Origin of the sequence: Halorubrum rutilum, from assembly GCF_042665015.1 — an archaeon.
GTDB lineage: Archaea > Halobacteriota > Halobacteria > Halobacteriales > Haloferacaceae > Halorubrum > Halorubrum rutilum.
The window spans coordinates 55,381-72,448 of sequence record NZ_JBHTBL010000008.1 but is presented as its reverse complement, the minus strand read 5'-3'; the positions used below and the strand labels follow the sequence as shown (position 1 = coordinate 72,448).

19 protein-coding genes and 1 tRNA gene are annotated in these 17,068 nt (G+C 71.0%); 14 read left to right on the top strand and 6 right to left on the bottom strand.

Annotation, left to right across the window (positions count from 1 at the left end; all coding sequences use genetic code 11):
* Window positions 1–318: 318 nt before the first annotated feature.
* Window positions 319–657, top strand: coding sequence for a hypothetical protein (locus ACFQMF_RS09590; RefSeq protein ID WP_379791902.1), 339 nt, complete (start codon window positions 319–321; stop codon window positions 655–657).
* A gap of 134 nt (window positions 658–791) precedes the next feature.
* Here the strand turns inward: ACFQMF_RS09590 and ACFQMF_RS09585 are convergent, their stop codons facing one another.
* Together ACFQMF_RS09585 and tnpA are read right to left on the bottom strand one after the other, a co-directional pair.
* Window positions 792–2,066: an RNA-guided endonuclease InsQ/TnpB family protein gene (locus ACFQMF_RS09585; protein WP_256408871.1), complete on the bottom strand. Its 1,275-nt coding sequence runs from the start codon at window positions 2,064–2,066 to the stop codon at window positions 792–794.
* Window positions 2,063–2,443, bottom strand: a complete 381-nt coding sequence (gene tnpA / locus ACFQMF_RS09580; RefSeq protein ID WP_256408870.1) for an IS200/IS605 family transposase — start codon at window positions 2,441–2,443, stop codon at window positions 2,063–2,065. The genes ACFQMF_RS09585 and tnpA overlap by 4 nt, the downstream gene beginning before the upstream one ends.
* Before the next feature lie 171 nt (window positions 2,444–2,614).
* Between tnpA and ACFQMF_RS09575 the strand changes: the two genes are divergently transcribed.
* The 3 genes from ACFQMF_RS09575 (at window position 2,615) to ACFQMF_RS09565 (ending at window position 3,825) form a co-directional block, all read left to right on the top strand.
* Window positions 2,615–2,765: transfer RNA gene (locus ACFQMF_RS09575), tRNA-Gln, on the top strand.
* A 158-nt stretch (window positions 2,766–2,923) separates the two neighbouring features.
* The gene (locus ACFQMF_RS09570) at window positions 2,924–3,265 is read left to right on the top strand and encodes a hypothetical protein (protein ID WP_256408869.1); all 342 of its coding nucleotides are present in this window, start codon (window positions 2,924–2,926) and stop codon (window positions 3,263–3,265) included.
* 86 nt (window positions 3,266–3,351) lie between these two features.
* A complete protein-coding gene (locus ACFQMF_RS09565) occupies window positions 3,352–3,825 on the top strand; it encodes a hypothetical protein (protein ID WP_256408868.1) in 474 nt (157 codons plus the stop codon).
* Window positions 3,826–3,853: 28 nt separating this feature from the next.
* Here the strand turns inward: ACFQMF_RS09565 and ACFQMF_RS09560 are convergent, their stop codons facing one another.
* The 3 genes from ACFQMF_RS09560 to ACFQMF_RS09550 all read right to left on the bottom strand — a co-directional run bounded on the left by ACFQMF_RS09560 (window position 3,854) and on the right by ACFQMF_RS09550 (window position 6,040).
* A complete protein-coding gene (locus ACFQMF_RS09560) occupies window positions 3,854–4,909 on the bottom strand; it encodes an acetate and sugar kinases/Hsc70/actin family protein (protein ID WP_256408867.1) in 1,056 nt (351 codons plus the stop codon).
* A gap of 2 nt (window positions 4,910–4,911) precedes the next feature.
* A complete protein-coding gene (locus ACFQMF_RS09555) occupies window positions 4,912–5,409 on the bottom strand; it encodes a FlaD/FlaE family flagellar protein (RefSeq protein WP_256408866.1) in 498 nt (165 codons plus the stop codon).
* 127 nt (window positions 5,410–5,536) lie between these two features.
* Window positions 5,537–6,040, bottom strand: coding sequence for a YgzB family protein (locus ACFQMF_RS09550; protein ID WP_256408865.1), 504 nt, complete (start codon window positions 6,038–6,040; stop codon window positions 5,537–5,539).
* Window positions 6,041–6,163: 123 nt separating this feature from the next.
* Here ACFQMF_RS09550 and ACFQMF_RS09545 point away from each other — a divergent pair, with 123 nt between their 5' ends.
* From ACFQMF_RS09545 to ACFQMF_RS09525, 5 genes are all read left to right on the top strand, one after another.
* Window positions 6,164–7,093 carry a pantoate kinase gene (locus ACFQMF_RS09545; protein ID WP_256408864.1) on the top strand — a complete coding sequence of 310 codons (930 nt, stop codon included), beginning with the start codon at window positions 6,164–6,166 and terminating at the stop codon, window positions 7,091–7,093.
* Between the two features lie 84 nt (window positions 7,094–7,177).
* On the top strand, window positions 7,178–7,474 hold the full coding sequence (locus ACFQMF_RS09540; protein WP_256408863.1) for an AbrB/MazE/SpoVT family DNA-binding domain-containing protein: 297 nt from the start codon (window positions 7,178–7,180) through the stop codon (window positions 7,472–7,474).
* Window positions 7,471–7,947: a PIN domain-containing protein gene (locus tag ACFQMF_RS09535; protein ID WP_256408862.1), complete on the top strand. Its 477-nt coding sequence runs from the start codon at window positions 7,471–7,473 to the stop codon at window positions 7,945–7,947. The genes ACFQMF_RS09540 and ACFQMF_RS09535 overlap by 4 nt, the downstream gene beginning before the upstream one ends.
* A 93-nt stretch (window positions 7,948–8,040) precedes the next feature.
* Window positions 8,041–9,435 (top strand): signal recognition particle protein Srp54, encoded by a 1,395-nt coding sequence (locus ACFQMF_RS09530; RefSeq protein ID WP_256408861.1) that lies wholly within the window; start codon window positions 8,041–8,043, stop codon window positions 9,433–9,435.
* An 86-nt stretch (window positions 9,436–9,521) separates the two neighbouring features.
* Window positions 9,522–10,748: an MFS transporter gene (locus ACFQMF_RS09525; RefSeq protein ID WP_256408860.1), complete on the top strand. Its 1,227-nt coding sequence runs from the start codon at window positions 9,522–9,524 to the stop codon at window positions 10,746–10,748.
* An 18-nt stretch (window positions 10,749–10,766) separates the two neighbouring features.
* Here the strand turns inward: ACFQMF_RS09525 and ACFQMF_RS09520 are convergent, their stop codons facing one another.
* A complete protein-coding gene (locus ACFQMF_RS09520; RefSeq protein WP_256408859.1) occupies window positions 10,767–11,204 on the bottom strand; it encodes a DUF2237 family protein in 438 nt (145 codons plus the stop codon).
* Window positions 11,205–11,348: 144 nt separating this feature from the next.
* Between ACFQMF_RS09520 and ACFQMF_RS09515 the strand changes: the two genes are divergently transcribed.
* From ACFQMF_RS09515 to ACFQMF_RS09495, 5 genes are all read left to right on the top strand, one after another.
* Window positions 11,349–12,662, top strand: coding sequence for an MFS transporter (locus tag ACFQMF_RS09515; RefSeq protein ID WP_256408858.1), 1,314 nt, complete (start codon window positions 11,349–11,351; stop codon window positions 12,660–12,662).
* A gap of 83 nt (window positions 12,663–12,745) precedes the next feature.
* Window positions 12,746–14,584, top strand: a complete 1,839-nt coding sequence (locus ACFQMF_RS09510; RefSeq protein ID WP_256408857.1) for a helix-hairpin-helix domain-containing protein — start codon at window positions 12,746–12,748, stop codon at window positions 14,582–14,584.
* On the top strand, window positions 14,584–15,102 hold the full coding sequence (locus ACFQMF_RS09505) for a Mut7-C RNAse domain-containing protein (RefSeq protein ID WP_256408856.1): 519 nt from the start codon (window positions 14,584–14,586) through the stop codon (window positions 15,100–15,102). The genes ACFQMF_RS09510 and ACFQMF_RS09505 overlap by 1 nt, the downstream gene beginning before the upstream one ends.
* Window positions 15,103–15,181: 79 nt before the next feature.
* Window positions 15,182–15,826: a DUF7095 family protein gene (locus tag ACFQMF_RS09500; RefSeq protein ID WP_256408855.1), complete on the top strand. Its 645-nt coding sequence runs from the start codon at window positions 15,182–15,184 to the stop codon at window positions 15,824–15,826.
* An 87-nt stretch (window positions 15,827–15,913) separates the two neighbouring features.
* Complete coding sequence (locus ACFQMF_RS09495) at window positions 15,914–17,068, top strand: pyridoxal phosphate-dependent aminotransferase (RefSeq protein WP_256408854.1); 1,155 nt, start codon at window positions 15,914–15,916, stop codon at window positions 17,066–17,068.

Below are 17,068 nucleotides of genomic sequence, written 5' to 3'. Positions count from 1 at the left end.
GTGCTTCGAGGCCCTCGGTCGCTGTCGGCTCCGAGCGCTTGACAGTCAGACACTGGCACACATGTTTATGTCGATTGAAACTATGCGTCACGACAAGGGATGTCGACGCAGCGGGCCGACTCGGACGGCGACGCGGAGCCGGTCGACTGCCGATACCGGGACCGGTTCGTCCTCGACGAATCCGGGCCGTCGGCGGCGAGGCGACCGTCCGAGCGGCGCCGCCGATCGACGCCGACGCCGTCTTCCGGGCCGTCCGCGTCGCCCGCGCCGTCCGCCGGATACGGTCGGAGTACCCTCTCCGTGTCCGGGTTGGCATTATTGACGGTCACGAAGCTGTCGGACGCGCTGACGACCGGGATCGGGCTGTTACACCTTCCGGGCGTCTACGAGGCGAACCCGATCGTCGCGTCCCTCTTTCGCGAGGTGGGAGTCGTTATCGGACTCGCGGTGGCGTCGGCCGCGATCATCGCGGGCGTCACCCTCGTCGTCGAGATCGGTTCGGTGCTCGTCTCCGTCCGGCGACGGGACGGTCACCTGGCCCCCGTCGTTCGGCTCGTCGGCTACGGGTTGCCCTCGGTGTGCTTCGCGATCGTGTCGGTCCACAACGCGAGCGTGCTCCTCGCCGGGCTTCAAACAGGAAGCGTCGTTCCGTTCTAGCCGAACTGAGGCGGACTCGGGACGGTCCCCGTGGCTGGGGACTCCGTGATCGGCGCGCGTGGCTCCGACGATCGGTCAGGGAAATTGACATCCTCCCCGCCATAAAGCGCGAGGATTCCTCGTTGGGGGTTCGGCTACCGACCCACGGAGGCAACTTGCGGGTTCGTGCGCGCTTCTTTGGGACTGTCGTGAGGGTGTGGTTGCCCCGACCAATCGTGGTCGTCCCACTCGAATCGCACGGGCCGTGCCATCGGCCTGACTTCGCAATCGCTGTTTTCTCGAAGGAACGTCTCTGACGCCGTGAGATCAGCGTGCCCCTCGAACCCGCATGGACACGTCAGCGTATCCCTGTGGCGAACCGTCTCCTTGTGGTCGCCACACTTCGGGCACGTCTGACTCGTCCACGCTTCCGACTCGGCTTCGAGGCTGATACCGTATTCCTCACAAACGCATGCGAGACGGTGGATGAACTTCTTGAACGCCCAGAAGTTGTGCGTTTTCTCGTTCACCCTGACCGACCAGTGCGTTTCTAGCACGTCGGTCAAGTCGCCCACGTACACCGCTTCCACACCCTCGTCGTACAGTCGTTCAACGAGGTCGCGCACCAGCGCGTTCTGTGCGTGGTCACGCCGCTTCGTTCGCTGTCGGTACAGCCGTCGAATCCGCTTGGAACTGTAGCGTCCTTCGCGGAGTTTCGACTGTAGGCGGGCGATTTCGTCGGTTGTCTCGCGGAACCGTCCGAACAACTCCCGCCCGTCGTAGAGGTACTGGTTCCCGGTAGTCGTGGAACAGGCGACGAGGTTGTTCGCGCCAACGTCGAGGGCGGCTTCGTGAGAAGCCAGTGGTGAATCCAGTCGAGAATCAGGGACGGTGACTGGCTGAAAAGCCCTGAACGTGTCGCTCACTTTGTCGTACTCAAGTTCCAGACGGCCCTGTTTGCCGTCCCACTTCGGGTTGCCTCGGAGTTCGAGGCGGAGTCGTTCGTGGTAGCCGAGTCCGTATTCGTCTTTCAGTTCTTGCCCGACAGGGATTTCGAGACGGCTACGCTTGCCCCACTGGATCGTGTACTGATTGTTTCGGATGTAGGTACGGAGTTCGCGTCCGTCCTCCTCGTTGCCCCAGTACGACGGTGGGTTGGCGTACTCGCCTTTCTCTTTGAGGGCGAAGAACGATCGCCACGCTTCGCTGTTCTTGCGCGTGACCTGTTGGACGGTTGCGCTTCCGACGACGCCGTTGTAGCATCCTCGGTACTCGGCGGTGTCCCATACGTCGCCGTCACCGAAGTAGTTCTGTCTGCGTTCATACGTCAGTTCGTTCCACAGGGAAGCGGAGGCGTCGAGTAGCCGTAGAAGGCACTCTTTGTCGTTCTCGGTCTGTGGCACGACCTCGAAGGTGTTGACGCGCTTCATTCCTTGCCACCCTCCTGTTCAGCGATGTATTGTTCGACAGCGCCCTTCGAGGCGCTTCCCGCCGTACCGACATAGTAGGAACGAGTCCACTTCACGCGGTCGTCGTACCGCTGGTTGTACTTGCGGGCGGAGATGCCCTTCACCCAGTTGACGATGAGCGACGGGGCGTTTTTGGGTGGACTGCCGATGAACAGGTGTACGTGGTCGGGCATGACCTCGGACTCGGCCAGTTCGAGGTCTTTATTCTCACAGATTTCCGCAAAGATGGTTTCGAGACGTTCCTTCGTCTTCCCCGTCGGATGCGAACGCCGATATTTTGGCACGAACACTGTATGGTAGTAGAGTTCGTATTTCGCATGACGAGTACTCTTTACCATCTGTGTATACTATTATAGTTAGACGCATTAAATATTGTGTTGGAACCCCGTCTATGCTATCGTTGGCGGTTGAATACTGTTGGTCGGCTTCATCCCCGCCCTGAAGGGGCGAGGCTTTCGCCTCGAATTTCTCGTAACCTACTTGAGTGCGGGCGGGCAATTACCGGTCGGAGTCCCGTGGTGTAGTGGCCAATCATAATGGCCTTTGGAGGGAGTTCGTCCGCGTCTGCGACCGAGGCACGATCTCGGGCCGTCTCCTCGGAGACGCCCGTCGGACGCCCGAAGTCAGCCATTGACGGCGGTTCGAATCCGCCCGGGACTATTTCGCGCGGCCGACCGTGAGAACGGCGTCGCGAGCGCGGTTTCCGTGTCCTGATCGGCTCCGCTTCGACTACCGAGTTCGACCGGCGTGCCGTGTGTTCTCGGCGCGTGTGATCTACCCACAAGAAATATACCTGCGGCGCGTTCTCGCGGACCCGTATGTTCGGATCCACCCGATCGACGCGCTCGGCGCGGGAGGTCGAGGGCGACGCGGTCGCCGACGGGTCACCGCCGGCGTTCGAACGCGGTCCGCGCCGTCTCACCGACCTCGCGCGGGACCCGCGCCGTCGCCCCATAGCCACGCTCGTCGCCGCGGTCGTCGTCTGCACGCTCGCCGCCCAGTCGTACCTCGTGGCCGTCACGGCGGGTCCGGTCGCCGGGCTCCTCGCCGTCGCCGCCGTCGCCGTCGCGTACGCGGTCGCGAAGCGGTGGTGGGCCGTGCAACACCGGCACATGGTCGCGGAGCTTGCGGCGGCGAACGAGCTCGACCGACTACGCTGACCGGCCGGCCGAGGGAGGCGGTTCGAGAGCCGCGCCGGTCGCCGGCATGTGTGTCATTTTTTATCATCCGGGTCCTGCGGTAGCGTATGGACCGCACGCAGTACCGCGACGCCGTCGCCGGGAACCGCCGGAAACACGGCTTCGAGCCGGTCGATAAGCGCACGAACGGGTTCGACCCGGTCTGGGAGCGTCGCGAGGACGACGACTCGATCGGGGCGGTCGCCGTCCTCGCGACGCTCGTCGACGACGAGCCGGACCTCGGCCCGGAGGACCTCGTCGCGACCGCCGACTCGTTCCGCGACGTGCTCGTCGACCGCGTCGACGACCGCCACGGCTCGACGACCCCGCTCGGCTACGTCGTCTTCGCCGTCCGCGAGCCCGACCCGGCGCTCGTCGACGCGGCGCGCTCGTACACGGTCGCCCGCCGCCGGACCAACGTCTTCCCCATCGTGTACGACCGCGAGGCGGAGACGCTCCACCGACACGAGGTACCGCGGCTGAAGGGGCGGGGGATCTATCGCCGACAGGCGGACGACGCCGACCGGCTGTTCGACGTGTGAATCCGTATTAAAAACAGACGCTCGCCGCTCAGATCAGCCGTTCCGCAATCCTGCCGGCGCCCTCTGCGGCGGCGGTCGCGGGGTCGTCCGGAGAGACGACCTCGACGTCGCGGTCGAGCTCGGCCGAGAGCCGCTTCTCGAACTCCTCGGTGAGCCCGGGGATACAGGCCATGCCGCCGGTGGCGGCGACCGGGCGGCCCAGCGCGAGCTGGTAGGGTTTCATGTGGTCGTTCGCGAGCTCCGGGAGGAACTCGTTGGCGACGACGTCGACCGCCTCGTCGATGTACCGGTCCACGGGCTCGCGCACGCCGCGGTCGACGGTGAACTCGTGGCTCCCGCCGCCGGGCTGCTGGATCACGTCCGTGAACGGCTCGAAGTCGTACACGTCGGCGTGCTCCTCCTTGTACTCCCGGGCGGTCGTGCGGTCGATGTGGACCCGGCCCTGGCTCTCCTCCTCGACGGCGGCGACGATCCGGCGGTCGACCTCGTTGCCCGTCACCGAGCCGGTCGAGAACGGCGAGAGCTGCTCGCCGCGCCGGTAGGCGCACGCCTCCAGCGTCGTCGACCCCATGTTGATCGAGACGAACACCTCGTCGATGGCGGTCAGGTCGTCGCCGTAGGCGGGGATCGCCCCGCACAGCGACTCGGGATAGCTCCGCGTCTCCGCCTGTCCGATCGAGGAGCCCTCGATCACCGACCGGAGGTTCTCCACGCCCGCCTCGTTGTCGATGGTGGGGACCGCGTAGACGACCGCGCTGTCCTCGGGGACGTCGTGGGCGTCCACGAGCGCCTCGAAGAAGCGCTCGGCGTCGGCGACGCTCTCGTCGTCCTCCGGCAGCCCCGACCGGAGCATAAACCGCACCGTGTCGGGGTACTCGATCGCGGCCTCCTCGCCGAACAGCACCTTCTCCTCGCCCGTGATGGCGTCCTCGTACGTCGCCAGACACGTCAGCGTCGAGCGTCGCTCGCGGCCGCCCCGCCCGTCGGGGAGGTCGAGCACCGTCCGGGTGCTCCCGAGTTTCACGCCGACCGCGTCCGGGCCGTCTGTACCGTTGATCTCCGTGGATTCGTCGTCGTCGCTCATTGTTAATCACTCGCACACGAAGCGATCCGGACGATGGAGACGAGGCTGATCCGATGGTCCGCGGGCGTGAAGGGGCGGTCCCGCCGCGGGGCGTCGAACCCCTCCAGCCGGCGCGTCAGCGCGCCGACCGCGTCGGGGTCGATCCACCCGAGTTCGGCGTAGTACGACAGCGCGTCGCGGCTCCGCAGGTGGCCGCCGACGTCGACGAGGTAGCCGAGCCACTCGCCGACCTCGCGTTCCGCGTCCGGTGCGGCCGGGACCGCCCGCAGGTACGGGCGGTCCTCGGCGTCGGCGGGGGTCGACCCGCCGCCGGACAGCCGCAGCCCTCGCTGACGCTGGAGCAGCTCGGTGAACGCGGCCGAGCGGGCGGCCTGCTCCGCTCGGTTCCGGTTCGGCTGACGAAGCGACCGCTCCCGAGGCGCTTCGTCGGCGCCGTCCCGCGGTGCCCCCGCGATCCGGCGCAGCTCCCGTACGTCGTATTGCCGTGGATTCAGACTCATGTTCCGTCCGTCGTTCGCGTCCGTACCCCCACCCTCACCGCCGGGACATATGATAGTTCCTCCGCAGTTATCACCGATGAGAAACTAACGCCGGGCCCCCGGCGGTCGGCCTCCCGCGCTCCCCCTCTCACTCGGCGTCGGCCCACGGGAGCGGCTCCGTACACCAGTGACAGAAGTCGAGTTCGGCGTCGGTCTCCTTCCCGCAGCTCGGGCACTCCACCCGGGCGGCCTCGCCGTCGTCGCCGGTGAGCTCGCCGATCGGCGAGGCGACGGCGCCGCCCTCGTCGTCCGCGCTCGCGGCGCGGCGCCGGACCGCCTCGGCGGTCGCGTCGACGCGGTTCCGCTCGGCGACGTCGGCCCGACCGACGACGAAGGCGTCGATCGACGACAGCACGGTGAGGAGGGCGACCGGGAGCGCGACCTCGGTCGGCAGCGCGGCGGCGGCCTCGAACGGCGACGCGGCCGACCCGCTCGGGTCGACGTCGTAGAGGGTGAGGAGGGCGACGCCGCCGCCGACGACCGTGACGTGCCACAGCAGCGCCCGCCCCCAGCGACGCAGGACGAGGTGGCCGAGTCCCGGGAACGCCAACGCCAGGACGGCGGCGAGGACGGGGCGCAACTGGTCTCGCATACGGCCCGGATTCGAGTGGGGGGTACTTACGGGCTACGGTGTCGGCGGTCTCCGGTCGGGGACGCCGGCGACTCCCCGCCGCGGATAACAACCGTTAATCGACGCCCGGTCCTCCGGGCCGCCATGAGCAGGGAGCGGGCGACCGCGTTCGTCCCCGGGCACGTCACCGCCTTCTTCAGCGCGCACTCGGCCGAGCGCCCCGCGGCCACCGGGTCGCGGGGAGCCGGCCTGACCCTCACCGACGGGGTGACCGTTCGGGTGTCGGCGACGGGAACGAGCCGGGGCGACGGGTCGGTCGGCGCCCGCGAGATCGACGGCGGACCAGGGACGATCGGGGCGGTCGAGGACGCGCTCGCGGCGCTCGGAGCCGCGGGCGGTGCCGACGCCGCCGGCGGTGGGGACGCTGCCGGCAGTGCAGACGCCCCGGGCGAGACCGACGGAGTCCCGGTCGACGTCGCGGTCGAGTCCGACCTCCCGATCGGCGCCGGCTTCGGCGTCTCCGGGGCCGCGGCGCTCGGCGCGGCCCTCGCGGCCAACGACGCGCTCGACCGCTGCCGCTCCGAGAACGAGCTGGTCCGGATCGCCCACGAGGCGGAGGTCGGTCGCGGCACCGGTCTCGGCGACGTGGTCGCGCAGGCGCGCGGCGGCGTCCCGATCCGGGTGGAGCCCGGCGCGCCGGGAATCGGGGAGCTCGACGGGATCCCCGCGGCCGCCCGCGTGGAGTACGTCACCTTCGGCGAGCTGTCGACGGAGGCGGTGTTGGGCGGCGACACGGCCGCCCTTACCGCGGCCGGCGAGGACGCCCTCGACCGGCTCCGTGCGGACCCGCGGCTCCCGACGCTGCTGGACGCGGCCCGCGAGTTCGCCCGCGAGGCCGACCTCCTCGTCCCGGAAGTCGCCGAGGCGGTCGACGCGGTCGACGCGGCCGGCGGCGAGGCCGCGATGGCGATGCTCGGCCGCACCGCCTTCGCGCTCGGCACCGGGCTCTCCGACGCGGGCTACGACCCCGAGGCGTGTCGGGTCGACGCCGCCGGCGCGCGGCTCGTCGAGTGACGACACCCCGGTGACGAACGGATCGCGCACCGTCGTCGTCGGAGTAATACTTATTTAGTATTACATTGAATGTATAGCTACGGTATGCCCCGAGTCACCACGAAGGGACAAGTCACGATCCCGAAAGAGATCCGAGACGCTCTCGGAATCGAGCCAGGGGACGAGGTCGACTTCGAGCGCGTCGGCTCCGAGTACCGGCTTCAGAAACAGGCCCCCACCACCGAAGAGGGCGACGACCCGTTCGAGAAGCATCGGGGAAGCGCCGACGGAGACGAGACGATGCCGGAGCGGATGCGTCGACTCCGCGGCGAGTATCCGCGCGACACGGACGACTCGCCTGCGGTCGAGGAGTCGACTGACGACGATGGTGCCGACCCGTGACGACTGCCGTCGACACGAACGCATTCCTCGCGCTGCTTTACGACGACGAGTACGCCGACGCCAGCGAGGCGGCTCTCAGAGACGCGTACCGAGAGGGGGCGGTGGTCGTCACGCCGGTCGTCTACGCCGAACTCGCGGCCGACGGCCGCTTCGACTCGGCCGCTGACCTCGATCGGTTCCTCGCGGATTTCAGCGTCGATGTCGTCGATCCGTCGCGAGAGGCACGCTTCGCGGCGGGTGATCGATTCCGGGAATACGTGGACCGTCGACCCGACGGGATCGAGTGTCCCGCGTGCGGTGAGAAACACTCCGTCGACTGCGACGCGTGCGGCGAGTCGCTCTCGCCGCGCCAGCACATTGCCGCCGACTTCCTCATCGGCGCGCACGCCGCCGTCGACTGCGACGGCTTGATCACGTTCGATGGGGGGTTCTACTCGACGTACTTCCCGTCGCTGGCGGTTTCTCCGAACTGAACCGATCGCCTCCCCGGGCACCCCGCGCTGACGGGCCCCGTCGCCGACGCCGACGAACAAAGCTTTACCGCGTCGCCCGCCTAGCTCGGGCAAATGGTACTCGACGACCTCGGCTCGTCCCTGCGGGGCAGCCTCGACAAGCTCCAGGGGAAGACCCGCCTCTCCGAGAGCGACGTCGAGGAGATCGTCAAGGAGATCCAGCGCTCGCTCCTCTCGGCCGACGTCGACGTCTCCCTCGTGATGGAGCTGTCGGACTCGATCAAGACCCGCGCGCTCGAAGAGGAGCCGCCGGGCGGCACCACGGCGCGGGACCACGTCCTCAAGATCGTCTACGAGGAGATGGTCGACCTCGTGGGCGACTCCACCGAGCTCCCCCTCGAAAACCAGACGATCCTGCTGGCCGGCCTCCAGGGGTCGGGGAAGACCACCTCCGCCGCCAAGATGGCGTGGTGGTTCTCGAAGAAGGGGCTCCGACCGGCCGTCATCCAGACCGACACCTTCCGGCCGGGCGCGTACGACCAGGCGAAGCAGATGTGCGAGCGCGCCGAGGTCGACTTCTACGGCGACCCCGACAGCGACGATCCCGTCGACATCGCGCGGACGGGACTGGAGGAGACCGCGGACGCCGACGTGCACATCGTGGACACCGCGGGTCGGCACGCGCTCGAAGACGACCTCATCGCGGAGATCGAGCAGATCGAGTCGGCGGTCGACCCCGACCGCTCGCTCCTCGTCCTGGACGCCGCGATCGGACAGGGCGCCAAGGAGCAGGCCCGCCAGTTCGAGTCGTCGATCGGCATCGAGGGCGTGATGATCACGAAGCTCGACGGGACCGCGAAGGGCGGGGGCGCCCTCACGGCGGTCAACGAGACCGACTCCTCAATCGCCTTCCTCGGGACCGGCGAGACGGTCCAGGACATCGAGCGGTTCGAGCCCTCCGGCTTCATCTCGCGGCTGCTCGGGATGGGCGACCTCAAGCAGCTCTCCGAGCGCGTCGAGCGCGCCATGGAGGAGGCCCAGGAGGAGGACGAGGACTGGGACCCCGAGGACATGCTCCAGGGCGAGTTCACCCTGAAGGACATGAAAAAGCAGATGGACGCGATGAACCGGATGGGCCCACTCGACCAGGTGATGGACATGATCCCCGGCATGGGCGGCGGGATGATGGACCAGCTCCCGGACGACGCGATGGACGTCACCCAGGACCGGATGCGCAAGTTCGAGCGCATCATGGACTCGATGACCGAGGAGGAGCTGACGAACCCCCGCGTCGTCGGGCAGTCGCGCACCGAGCGGATCGCCCGCGGCTCCGGCACCGACGAGGAGACGGTGCGGCAGCTCTTGGAGCAGCACTCGATGATGGAGCAGACGATCAGCCAGTTCCAGGGGATGGGCGACGGCGACATGCAGCGCATGATGAAGAAGATGGGCGGCGAGGGCGGCGGCGGTCTCGGCGACATGATGGGCGGCGGGAAGGGACCGTTCTGAGGGGTCGACCGCCCGTCGGTCCCGACCTACCGGCAGTCTCGGAGCGCTTCAGGCATTTTATATCGCCGACCGGGTAAGAGCGCCCGATGGACATCCGGCGGGTCGGGGAGTACGACGTGCTCGCGTTGACCGCCCTGATCTGGTTTCTCGGCAAGTTCGTGCGGTACGCGTTCCCGCCGCTCTTCGAGCCGCTCCAGGCCGGTTACGGCGTGAGCAACGCCGCCGTCGGCGCCGCGTTTTCGGGGTTCATGACCGTCTACGCGCTGATGCAGTTCCCGAGCGGGGCGGTCGCCGACCGCGTCGGCGCGGTCCGGGTGATCACCGCGGGAGCGGGCGTCGCGGCCGTGGGCTCGCTCGCGATCCTGTTCGACGCGCCCTTCCTCGCGCTGGCGGGCGCCATGCTCGTCATCGGCGCCGGCACGGGCGCGCACAAGACCGTGGCCGTCCGGCTGCTCTCGCGGATGTACCCGGTCCGGACCGGGCGCGCGCTCGGCGTCCACGACACCCTCGGCGCGTTCGGCGGGGTGGTCGCGCCCGCGGCCGTCGTCTTGTTCGTCTCTCCGCTTCCCGGGCTCGCGGCCCTGCTCTCCGGCCTCCCGGGGAGCGACTGGCGCGGGCTCTTCGCCGTCACGGGAGCGGTCGGACTGGCGCTCGCGGCGGCCTTCGTCGCTCGCGTGCCCGGGCGGCTCTCGGCCGGCGCGGACGGCGGCCGGAAACGCGACGACCCCGGGCCGAGCGCCCGCGACTACCTCGCGCTGTTCGAGGACCGCCGGCTCGCGGCGTTCGTCCTCGTCACCGTCGCCTTCTCGTTCGCGTACAACGGGACGGTCGCGTTCCTCCCGCTGTACCTCTCCGAGGCGGCGGGCCTCGCCACGACGACCGCGAACCTGCTGTACTCCGCCCTGTTTGCGGCGACGTTCGTCCAGCTCTTCTCCGGCGACCTCTCGGACAGACTGGGGCGGTTCCCGGTGATGGTCGCCGCGCTGGGGCTCGCGGCCGCGGCCCTCGTCGGGGCCATCGCCCTCGCTGATTCGGGCGCGCTCGCCCTCGGCGCGGTCGTCGTCGCGCTCGGGCTCGGCTCGCACGGATTCCGGCCGGTCCGCGGCGCGTACCTCGTCGAGGCCCTCCCGGAGCGGCTGGCCGGCGGGGGGCTCGGCGTCGTTCGGACGCTGCTCATGGGCGCCGGCGCGTTCGCGCCCGCGGTCGTCGGTGCCGTCGCCGACGTCGCCGGATTCCGCCCCGCGTTCGCGCTGCTCGCGGGCTCGATGGCCGCGGCGGCGCTGGCCGCCGGCGGGCTGTGGCTGACGACGTAGCTCCGCGTGCGCCCCTCTTCACCCTCCCTGCGCCCCGTCGCCGAGCGTCCCCGGATCGAACGCCTCCGGGTCGAACTCGTGCTCCCGGAGCCGGTCGAGGTCGACCGCGCGCAGCACGGACTCGTCGGTCGCCTCCAACACGACCGGCGGGGCGACCCCGGCGTCCGCCGCCTCGACCCACCGGCCGACGCAGAGGCACCAGCGGTCGCCCGGCTCCAGCCCGGGGAAGTCGAACTCCGGCCGCGGCGTGATCAGGTCGTTCCCCCGGTCGCGGCTGTATGTCAGGAACTCCGCCGTGACGACCGCACAGAGGGTGTGCTCGCCGACGTCGCCGTCGACGTCGCGGCAGTACCCGTCGCGGAGGTACCCCGTCACCGGCTCGCGGCCGCAGGGCTCCAGCTCGCCGCCGAACACGTTGCGCTCGGCCTCGGTCCCGTCGGTCTCGTCGGTGGACACGTCCCTCGCTCGGTGCCCGCGCGACTTATCGGTGGTGCCGCGGGGGCGCCTCGATCCGGCCCCGCGCCGCCCGCTCGACCTCCGCGTCTCGGCCGCGCCGCGCGGATCGGTGCGCCTATCCGGCGGCCCGCTCCACCGGGTGGCATGGCCGAACGCTGGCTGTACGGGTGGGGGCTCGGGTCGGTCGCGCTCGGGGGCGCCTCGCTCGTCGCCCCGCTGTACGTCGTCGAGCTCGGCGGGGGGCCGGTCGTGCTCGGCGTGCTCGCCGCCGTCGCCGCCGTCGTCGGGGTCCCGGCCGCGCTCGGCGCCGGGCGGATCGCCGACCGGACCGGCAGGCGGCGGGTCGTCGTGCTCGCGATGCTGGCGCTCGTCGCGGTCGGGATCGCCGTGATCCCGCTCACGGACCGCGTGACGCCGGTGATCCTCGCCAACGGCGCGATCTGGTTCGCGTTCGCGGCGGCGACCCCGGTCCTGACGCTGCTCGCGGTCGCCGACGTCCCGGAGAGCGCCTGGAGCGAGCGGATCGCGCTGTTGAACCAGTACCAGGGGATCGGCTGGGCGCTCGGACTGCTGCTCGGCGCCGTCTGGACGGGCGTCGGCGGGCGGTTCCTCCCGCCCGAGGCCGTGATCCGGCTGCTGTTCGTCCCGCTCGCGGTCTGTGCGGCGCTCGGTCTCCTCCTCGGGATCCGGACGCTGCCGGCGGACCCGGGCCCCGGCGCCGACCGGCGCGCGTCGGGGACCCGCCTCCGGCGCGCCATCCGCGCGGCCGACCGGTTCAGCGTCCGGACCGCCGCGTTCCCGTTCACCGTCGGTCGGGCCGACTTCCGCGGGCTCCACCCCCGGCGGTTCGTCGAGCGGTTCACGCCGGCGCTCGCGCTGTACTTCATCGCCGTCTTCTGCGTCTTCGCCGGGTTCGCGGTCTTCTTCGCGCCGCTGCCGGCGTTCCTCACCGAGGTCGGCTTCGGCTCCGACGGCGTCTTCGCGCTGTACCTCATAAACGGGATCGCCGCCGCCGCCTCCTTCGGCGCCGCGGGACGGCTGACCGCCGACCGCGACGCCGCCCTCCTCCAGACCGCCTCGCTGTCGACGCGGGCGGTCGCGTTCCCCGCCGTCGCGCTCGTCGGCGCGACGTGGGGCGCGGCGACGCTCGGGTTCGGCGCCGCCGCGGTCGCCTTCGCCGTGATCGGGGTGACGTGGGCCGTGATCGCGGTGACCGCGGGGACGCTCGTCACGCGGCTCTCCCCGCTGTCGATCCGCGGGGAGGCGCTCGGCACCTACGCCGCCCTCGGCGCGCTCGCGGGCGGGGTCGGCAGCGTCGCCGGCGGGTGGCTCGCCGCCGTGAGCTACGTCGTCGCCTTCGGCGCCGCGGGCGGGCTGGTGATCCTCGGCGCGGCGCTGGTCCTCCTCGTCCGACGGTACGCCGCCGCGGCGCCGCTGGTCGGCGGAGCGACCGGGTGACCGACCGGTCGGATCCCGGCGGCGAACGGGGGTCGGGGTCACCGCCGGGCAGTATAAGGAGCGCCCGACCGAACGCCGCACAAATGAGCCGGAACGACGAGGTCGCCGCCCTCTTGGAGGAGTTCGCCGACCTGCTGGAGGCGACGGGCGTCGAGTACAAGCCGACGGCCTACCGCCGCGCCGCCGAGAACGTCCGCGAGCACACCGCGCCGATCGAGAACCTCGCGGGGGAGGGGGAGGACGCCGTCGCCGAGATCGACCGCGTCGGCGACGCGATCGCGTCGAAGGTCGTGGAGTACTTCCAGACCGGTGAGATCGAGGAACTGGAAGAGCTCCGCGAGGAGCTCCCGGTCGACATGGCGGGACTCACCGCCGTGGAGGGCGTCGGGCCGAAGACGGTCGGGAGCCTCTACGAGGCGCTCGGCGTCACCACGCTCGACGAGCTGGAGGCGGCCGCGGAGGCCGGGGAGATCCGGGAGGTCTCCGGCTTCGGCGCGAAGACCGAGGAGAACATCTTGGAGAACGTCCCGTTCGCCCGCGAGGCGCGGAAGCGGACCCGGCTCGGCGACGCCCGGCCCGTCGCCGACGCGGCGCTCGCGTACCTCGCCGACCTCGACGCGGTCGGCTCGGCCGAGGTGTGCGGCTCGATCCGGCGCTGGAAGGACACCATCGGCGATATCGACCTGCTCGTCGCCAGCGACGCGGGCGAGCCGGTCGTCGAGGCGTTCACCGACTGGCCCGAGGCGGACGCGACGATCGAGGCGGGCACCGGGAAGGCGAGCGTCCGCGCGAGCGGGACCCGGGTCGACCTCCGGGTCGTCGACGCCGCGGAGTTCGGCGCCGCGCTCCAGTACTTCACCGGCTCGCGCGCCCACAACGTCGCCGTCCGCAACCGCGCGATCGACCGCGACCTGAAGCTCAACGAGTACGGGCTGTTCGACGTTTCGGCGGTCGACGACCCCGACGCGGGCCAGCGCGTCGGCGAGCGCGTCGCCGGGGAGACCGAGGCCGGCGTCTACGAGGCGCTCGACATGGACCCGGTTCCGCCCGAGCTCCGCGAGGACAACGGCGAGGTCGAGGCGGCCGCGGCGGGCGAACTCCCGGACCTCGTCGAGACCGGCGACCTGCGCGGCGACCTCCACACGCACACCGACTGGTCGGACGGCGGCTTCTCGATCGCGGAGATGATCGAGGCGGCCGCGGAGCGCGGCCACGACTACCACGTCGTCACCGACCACGCCGCCGGTCCGGGGATCTTCGGAAACACCGGGCTCGACGAGGCCGACATCGCCGAGCAGGCCGCGGCGGTCGAGGACGCGGTGCGCGAGGTCGACGGCGCCGTCATGGGCCGCGAGGTCGACGGCGCGGGCGGCGGGGACGACCCGGGCGACGGGGACGACCCGGGCGGCGACGACGACACGATCGCGGTGTTCCACGGGATCGAGGCGAACGTCGACGCGGAGGGAGCGGTCACCACCGACGACGCGACGCTCGCCGACCTCGATCTCGTCGTCGCCTCGCCGCACTCCGCGCTCGGCCAGGACGACGACGCCGCCACGGCGCGGCTGGTCCGCGCGGTCGAACACCCCCACGTCGACGTCCTCGGCCACCCGACCGGCCGGATCATCAACAGCCGACCGGGCGTCTCGCCGGACGTCGAGGCCGTCGTCGCGGCCGCCGCCGACGCTGGCACCGCGATCGAGGTGAACGCGAACCCCGCCCGCCTCGACGCCGACGGGGACGCCGTTCGAGCAGCGCTCGACGCGGGCGCCGCGGTCGCCGTGAACACCGACGCGCACTCGCCCCGCGAGCTCGACAACGCGCGGTACGGCGTCCACACCGCGCGGCGCGGGTGGGCCGAGGCGACCGACGTGCTCAACGCGCGCTCGGCCGCCGGCCTGCGCGAGTTCATCGACGGCTGATGGCTCCCCGGGTCCTCTGCGACGCGATGTGCGGGAAGCTCGCGACGTACCTCCGGATGTGCGGCCACGACGCGGCGTACGCGCTCGACCGCGGGGTCGAGGCGGACGACCGGCTCCTGTCGATCGCGGCCGAAGAGGACCGGACCCTGATCACCCGCGACCGCGAGCTTGCGGCGCGCGCCGCCGACCGCGACCCCGCCGCGGTCCTCCTCACCGAGCGCGACGTGCTCGACCAGCTCCGCGAGGTCGCGGCCGCGGGGCTCCCGGTCGAACTCGCTGCGGAGCCGACCCGATGCGGTGACTGCAACGGCCCGGTCGAACGGATCGGTCCGGGGGCCGATATCGACCCCGGCGACCGCCCCGAGTACGTCCCCGACGACGTGGGAGCGTCGCCGGCGGCCGAGTCTCCCCCGGACGGCGACGACCCCCGCCCCGCGTGGCGCTGTCGCGACTGCGGGCGCTGGTTCTGGAAGGGCGGTCACTGGACGTCGGTCGCCGAGCGGCTCGACGCGGTGTGAGGCTCGGGTCGTCGCGGGCCGCACCGCCGTCCGCGCCCGAGCGAAACCGGTTTGCCCGCGACCCGCCTACGGTCGGTCGATGAACCGCGACCAGGCCGTCGACCGGCTGGCGACCCTCGTCGACCGCGTCGAGGACGAGACGATGCCGGTCCCCGTCCGCGAGGTGTGGGCGTTCGGCGACGTCGCGCTCGGGCTCGACCCCGTCGAGCGCCTCGACGTCTACCTCACGAAGGACGTGATCATGGGCGGCGACAGCGAGGCGGCCGTCGCGTTCGAGGCCGAGTACGGCGTGAAGGGCGTCGGCACCTCCGTGCGCGCCGAGTGGGCCGAGGCGCACCCGGACCGCGTGCGCGCGAGCGACAACGGGTACGCCGCCCCCGAGAAGTGCCTCGCGGCCGAGCTCGTCGCGGAGGACGAGCCGATCCACCTCGAAGTGTGTAACGCGAGCTTCGAGGACAACGTGCGTCAGCGCCTGAAAGGGGCGCTCGCGCGCGACGCCTACGAGGAGGTGCTCGACCCCCGCGGGGTCTGCCTGTGGGTCGACGGCACCCGCGACGAGGAGGCGTTCGACCGGCTCCGCGAGGCCTCCCTCGCGATGCCGACGCTCCCCGCAGCGCTCGGCATGCTCGGCGCCGACGAGGACGTGGCGCGCGAGGCCGCCGACGTGCTCGAACGCCGGCGCGCCGAGCAGGAGGGCGCCTCGGTGCGCGGCGACATGGTGTAGTCGGGACGCCGGTTACTTCGGGTTCCCCTTCCCGACCGCGTCGGCCGCCACCGGACGGTTTTTTGCGCGGTTCGCCGTGGGGACGGTATGCCCACGCCCACCGACCGCGTCCGGCGCGCGGAGCGCTCGCGGATCCGCGTGATGTTCGACCTCGCGGAGCGTCACGACGGCGACCTCGTCAGGCTGGAGGTCGGCGAACCGGACTTCGACACGCCCGAACACGTGATCGACGCGGCCGCGAGCGCCGCCCGCGGCGGCGCGACCCACTACACCTCCAACGCGGGACTCCCCGAGTGCCGGCGCGCGATCAGCGACACGCTCGCGGCCGAGTACGGCGTCGAGCACGACCCGGACGAGATCGTCGTCACCGTCGGCGGGATGGAGGCGCTCCACCTCGCGGTCCTCGCGACGGTGTCGCCCGGCGAGGAGCTGCTCGTTCCGGGGCCGACGTGGCCGAACTACGAGACGCAGGCGACGCTCGCGGACGGGACGTTCCGGGAGGTCCCGATGCCTGCCGAGACGGGGTTCGCGCTCGACGCCGACCGCGTGATCGACGCGATGAGCGACGACACCGCGGCGGTCGTGCTGACGACGCCCTCGAACCCGACCGGGCGCGTCTTCGACCGCGACGAGTGCCGGGCGGTCGTCGAGGCCGCGGCCGATCACGACGCCTACGTGATCGCCGACGAGGTGTACCTCGGGCTCACGTACGACGGCCCCGCCAAGGGGATCGCCGCCTACACCGGCGGCCCGGACCACGTGCTGACGGTCGGCTCCTGCTCGAAGCGGTACGCGATGACCGGCTGGCGGCTGGGCTGGCTCGCGGGCGACCCCGAGGTGATCGACGAGGTGGCGACGGTCCGCGAGTCGACAACCGCCTGCGCGTCGAGCGTCGCCCAGCACGCCGCGATCGCGGCCCTGACGGGCCCGCGGGAGCCGTTCGAGGAGATGTACCGCGCCTTCGAGGAGCGGCGCGACCTCGTCGTCGACCGGATCGCGGGGATCGAGGGGCTCTCGGCGCCCCGGCCCGAGGGCGCGTTCTACGCCTTCCTCGACCCCGGGATCGACGCGCCCGCGATCGACGTCGCGAAGTACCTCCTGCGGGAGCACGGCGTCGTCCTCGCGCCCGGCGACGGCTTCGGCGACACGGCCCCCGGGCGGCTCCGCCTCTCGTTCGCGAACTCGGTCGACCGGCTGGAGGAGGGGTTCGACCGGATCGAGGCGGGGCTCGCCGAGTTCTGA

What these genes read in the sequence shown, in the direction of transcription:
- ACFQMF_RS09585 (WP_256408871.1), bottom strand. Translation starts at nt 2,066, where the DNA reads ATGAAGCGCGTCAACACCTTCGAGGTCGTGCCACAGACCGAGAACGAC.
- tnpA (WP_256408870.1), bottom strand. Translation starts at nt 2,443, where the DNA reads ATGGTAAAGAGTACTCGTCATGCGAAATACGAACTCTACTACCATACA.
- ACFQMF_RS09570 (WP_256408869.1), top strand. Translation starts at nt 2,924, where the DNA reads ATGTTCGGATCCACCCGATCGACGCGCTCGGCGCGGGAGGTCGAGGGC.
- ACFQMF_RS09565 (WP_256408868.1), top strand. Translation starts at nt 3,352, where the DNA reads ATGGACCGCACGCAGTACCGCGACGCCGTCGCCGGGAACCGCCGGAAA.
- ACFQMF_RS09560 (WP_256408867.1), bottom strand. Translation starts at nt 4,909, where the DNA reads ATGAGCGACGACGACGAATCCACGGAGATCAACGGTACAGACGGCCCG.
- ACFQMF_RS09555 (WP_256408866.1), bottom strand. Translation starts at nt 5,409, where the DNA reads ATGAGTCTGAATCCACGGCAATACGACGTACGGGAGCTGCGCCGGATC.
- ACFQMF_RS09550 (WP_256408865.1), bottom strand. Translation starts at nt 6,040, where the DNA reads ATGCGAGACCAGTTGCGCCCCGTCCTCGCCGCCGTCCTGGCGTTGGCG.
- ACFQMF_RS09545 (WP_256408864.1), top strand. Translation starts at nt 6,164, where the DNA reads ATGAGCAGGGAGCGGGCGACCGCGTTCGTCCCCGGGCACGTCACCGCC.
- ACFQMF_RS09540 (WP_256408863.1), top strand. Translation starts at nt 7,178, where the DNA reads ATGCCCCGAGTCACCACGAAGGGACAAGTCACGATCCCGAAAGAGATC.
- ACFQMF_RS09530 (WP_256408861.1), top strand. Translation starts at nt 8,041, where the DNA reads ATGGTACTCGACGACCTCGGCTCGTCCCTGCGGGGCAGCCTCGACAAG.
- ACFQMF_RS09525 (WP_256408860.1), top strand. Translation starts at nt 9,522, where the DNA reads ATGGACATCCGGCGGGTCGGGGAGTACGACGTGCTCGCGTTGACCGCC.
- ACFQMF_RS09515 (WP_256408858.1), top strand. Translation starts at nt 11,349, where the DNA reads ATGGCCGAACGCTGGCTGTACGGGTGGGGGCTCGGGTCGGTCGCGCTC.
- ACFQMF_RS09510 (WP_256408857.1), top strand. Translation starts at nt 12,746, where the DNA reads ATGAGCCGGAACGACGAGGTCGCCGCCCTCTTGGAGGAGTTCGCCGAC.
- ACFQMF_RS09505 (WP_256408856.1), top strand. Translation starts at nt 14,584, where the DNA reads ATGGCTCCCCGGGTCCTCTGCGACGCGATGTGCGGGAAGCTCGCGACG.
- ACFQMF_RS09500 (WP_256408855.1), top strand. Translation starts at nt 15,182, where the DNA reads ATGAACCGCGACCAGGCCGTCGACCGGCTGGCGACCCTCGTCGACCGC.
- ACFQMF_RS09495 (WP_256408854.1), top strand. Translation starts at nt 15,914, where the DNA reads ATGCCCACGCCCACCGACCGCGTCCGGCGCGCGGAGCGCTCGCGGATC.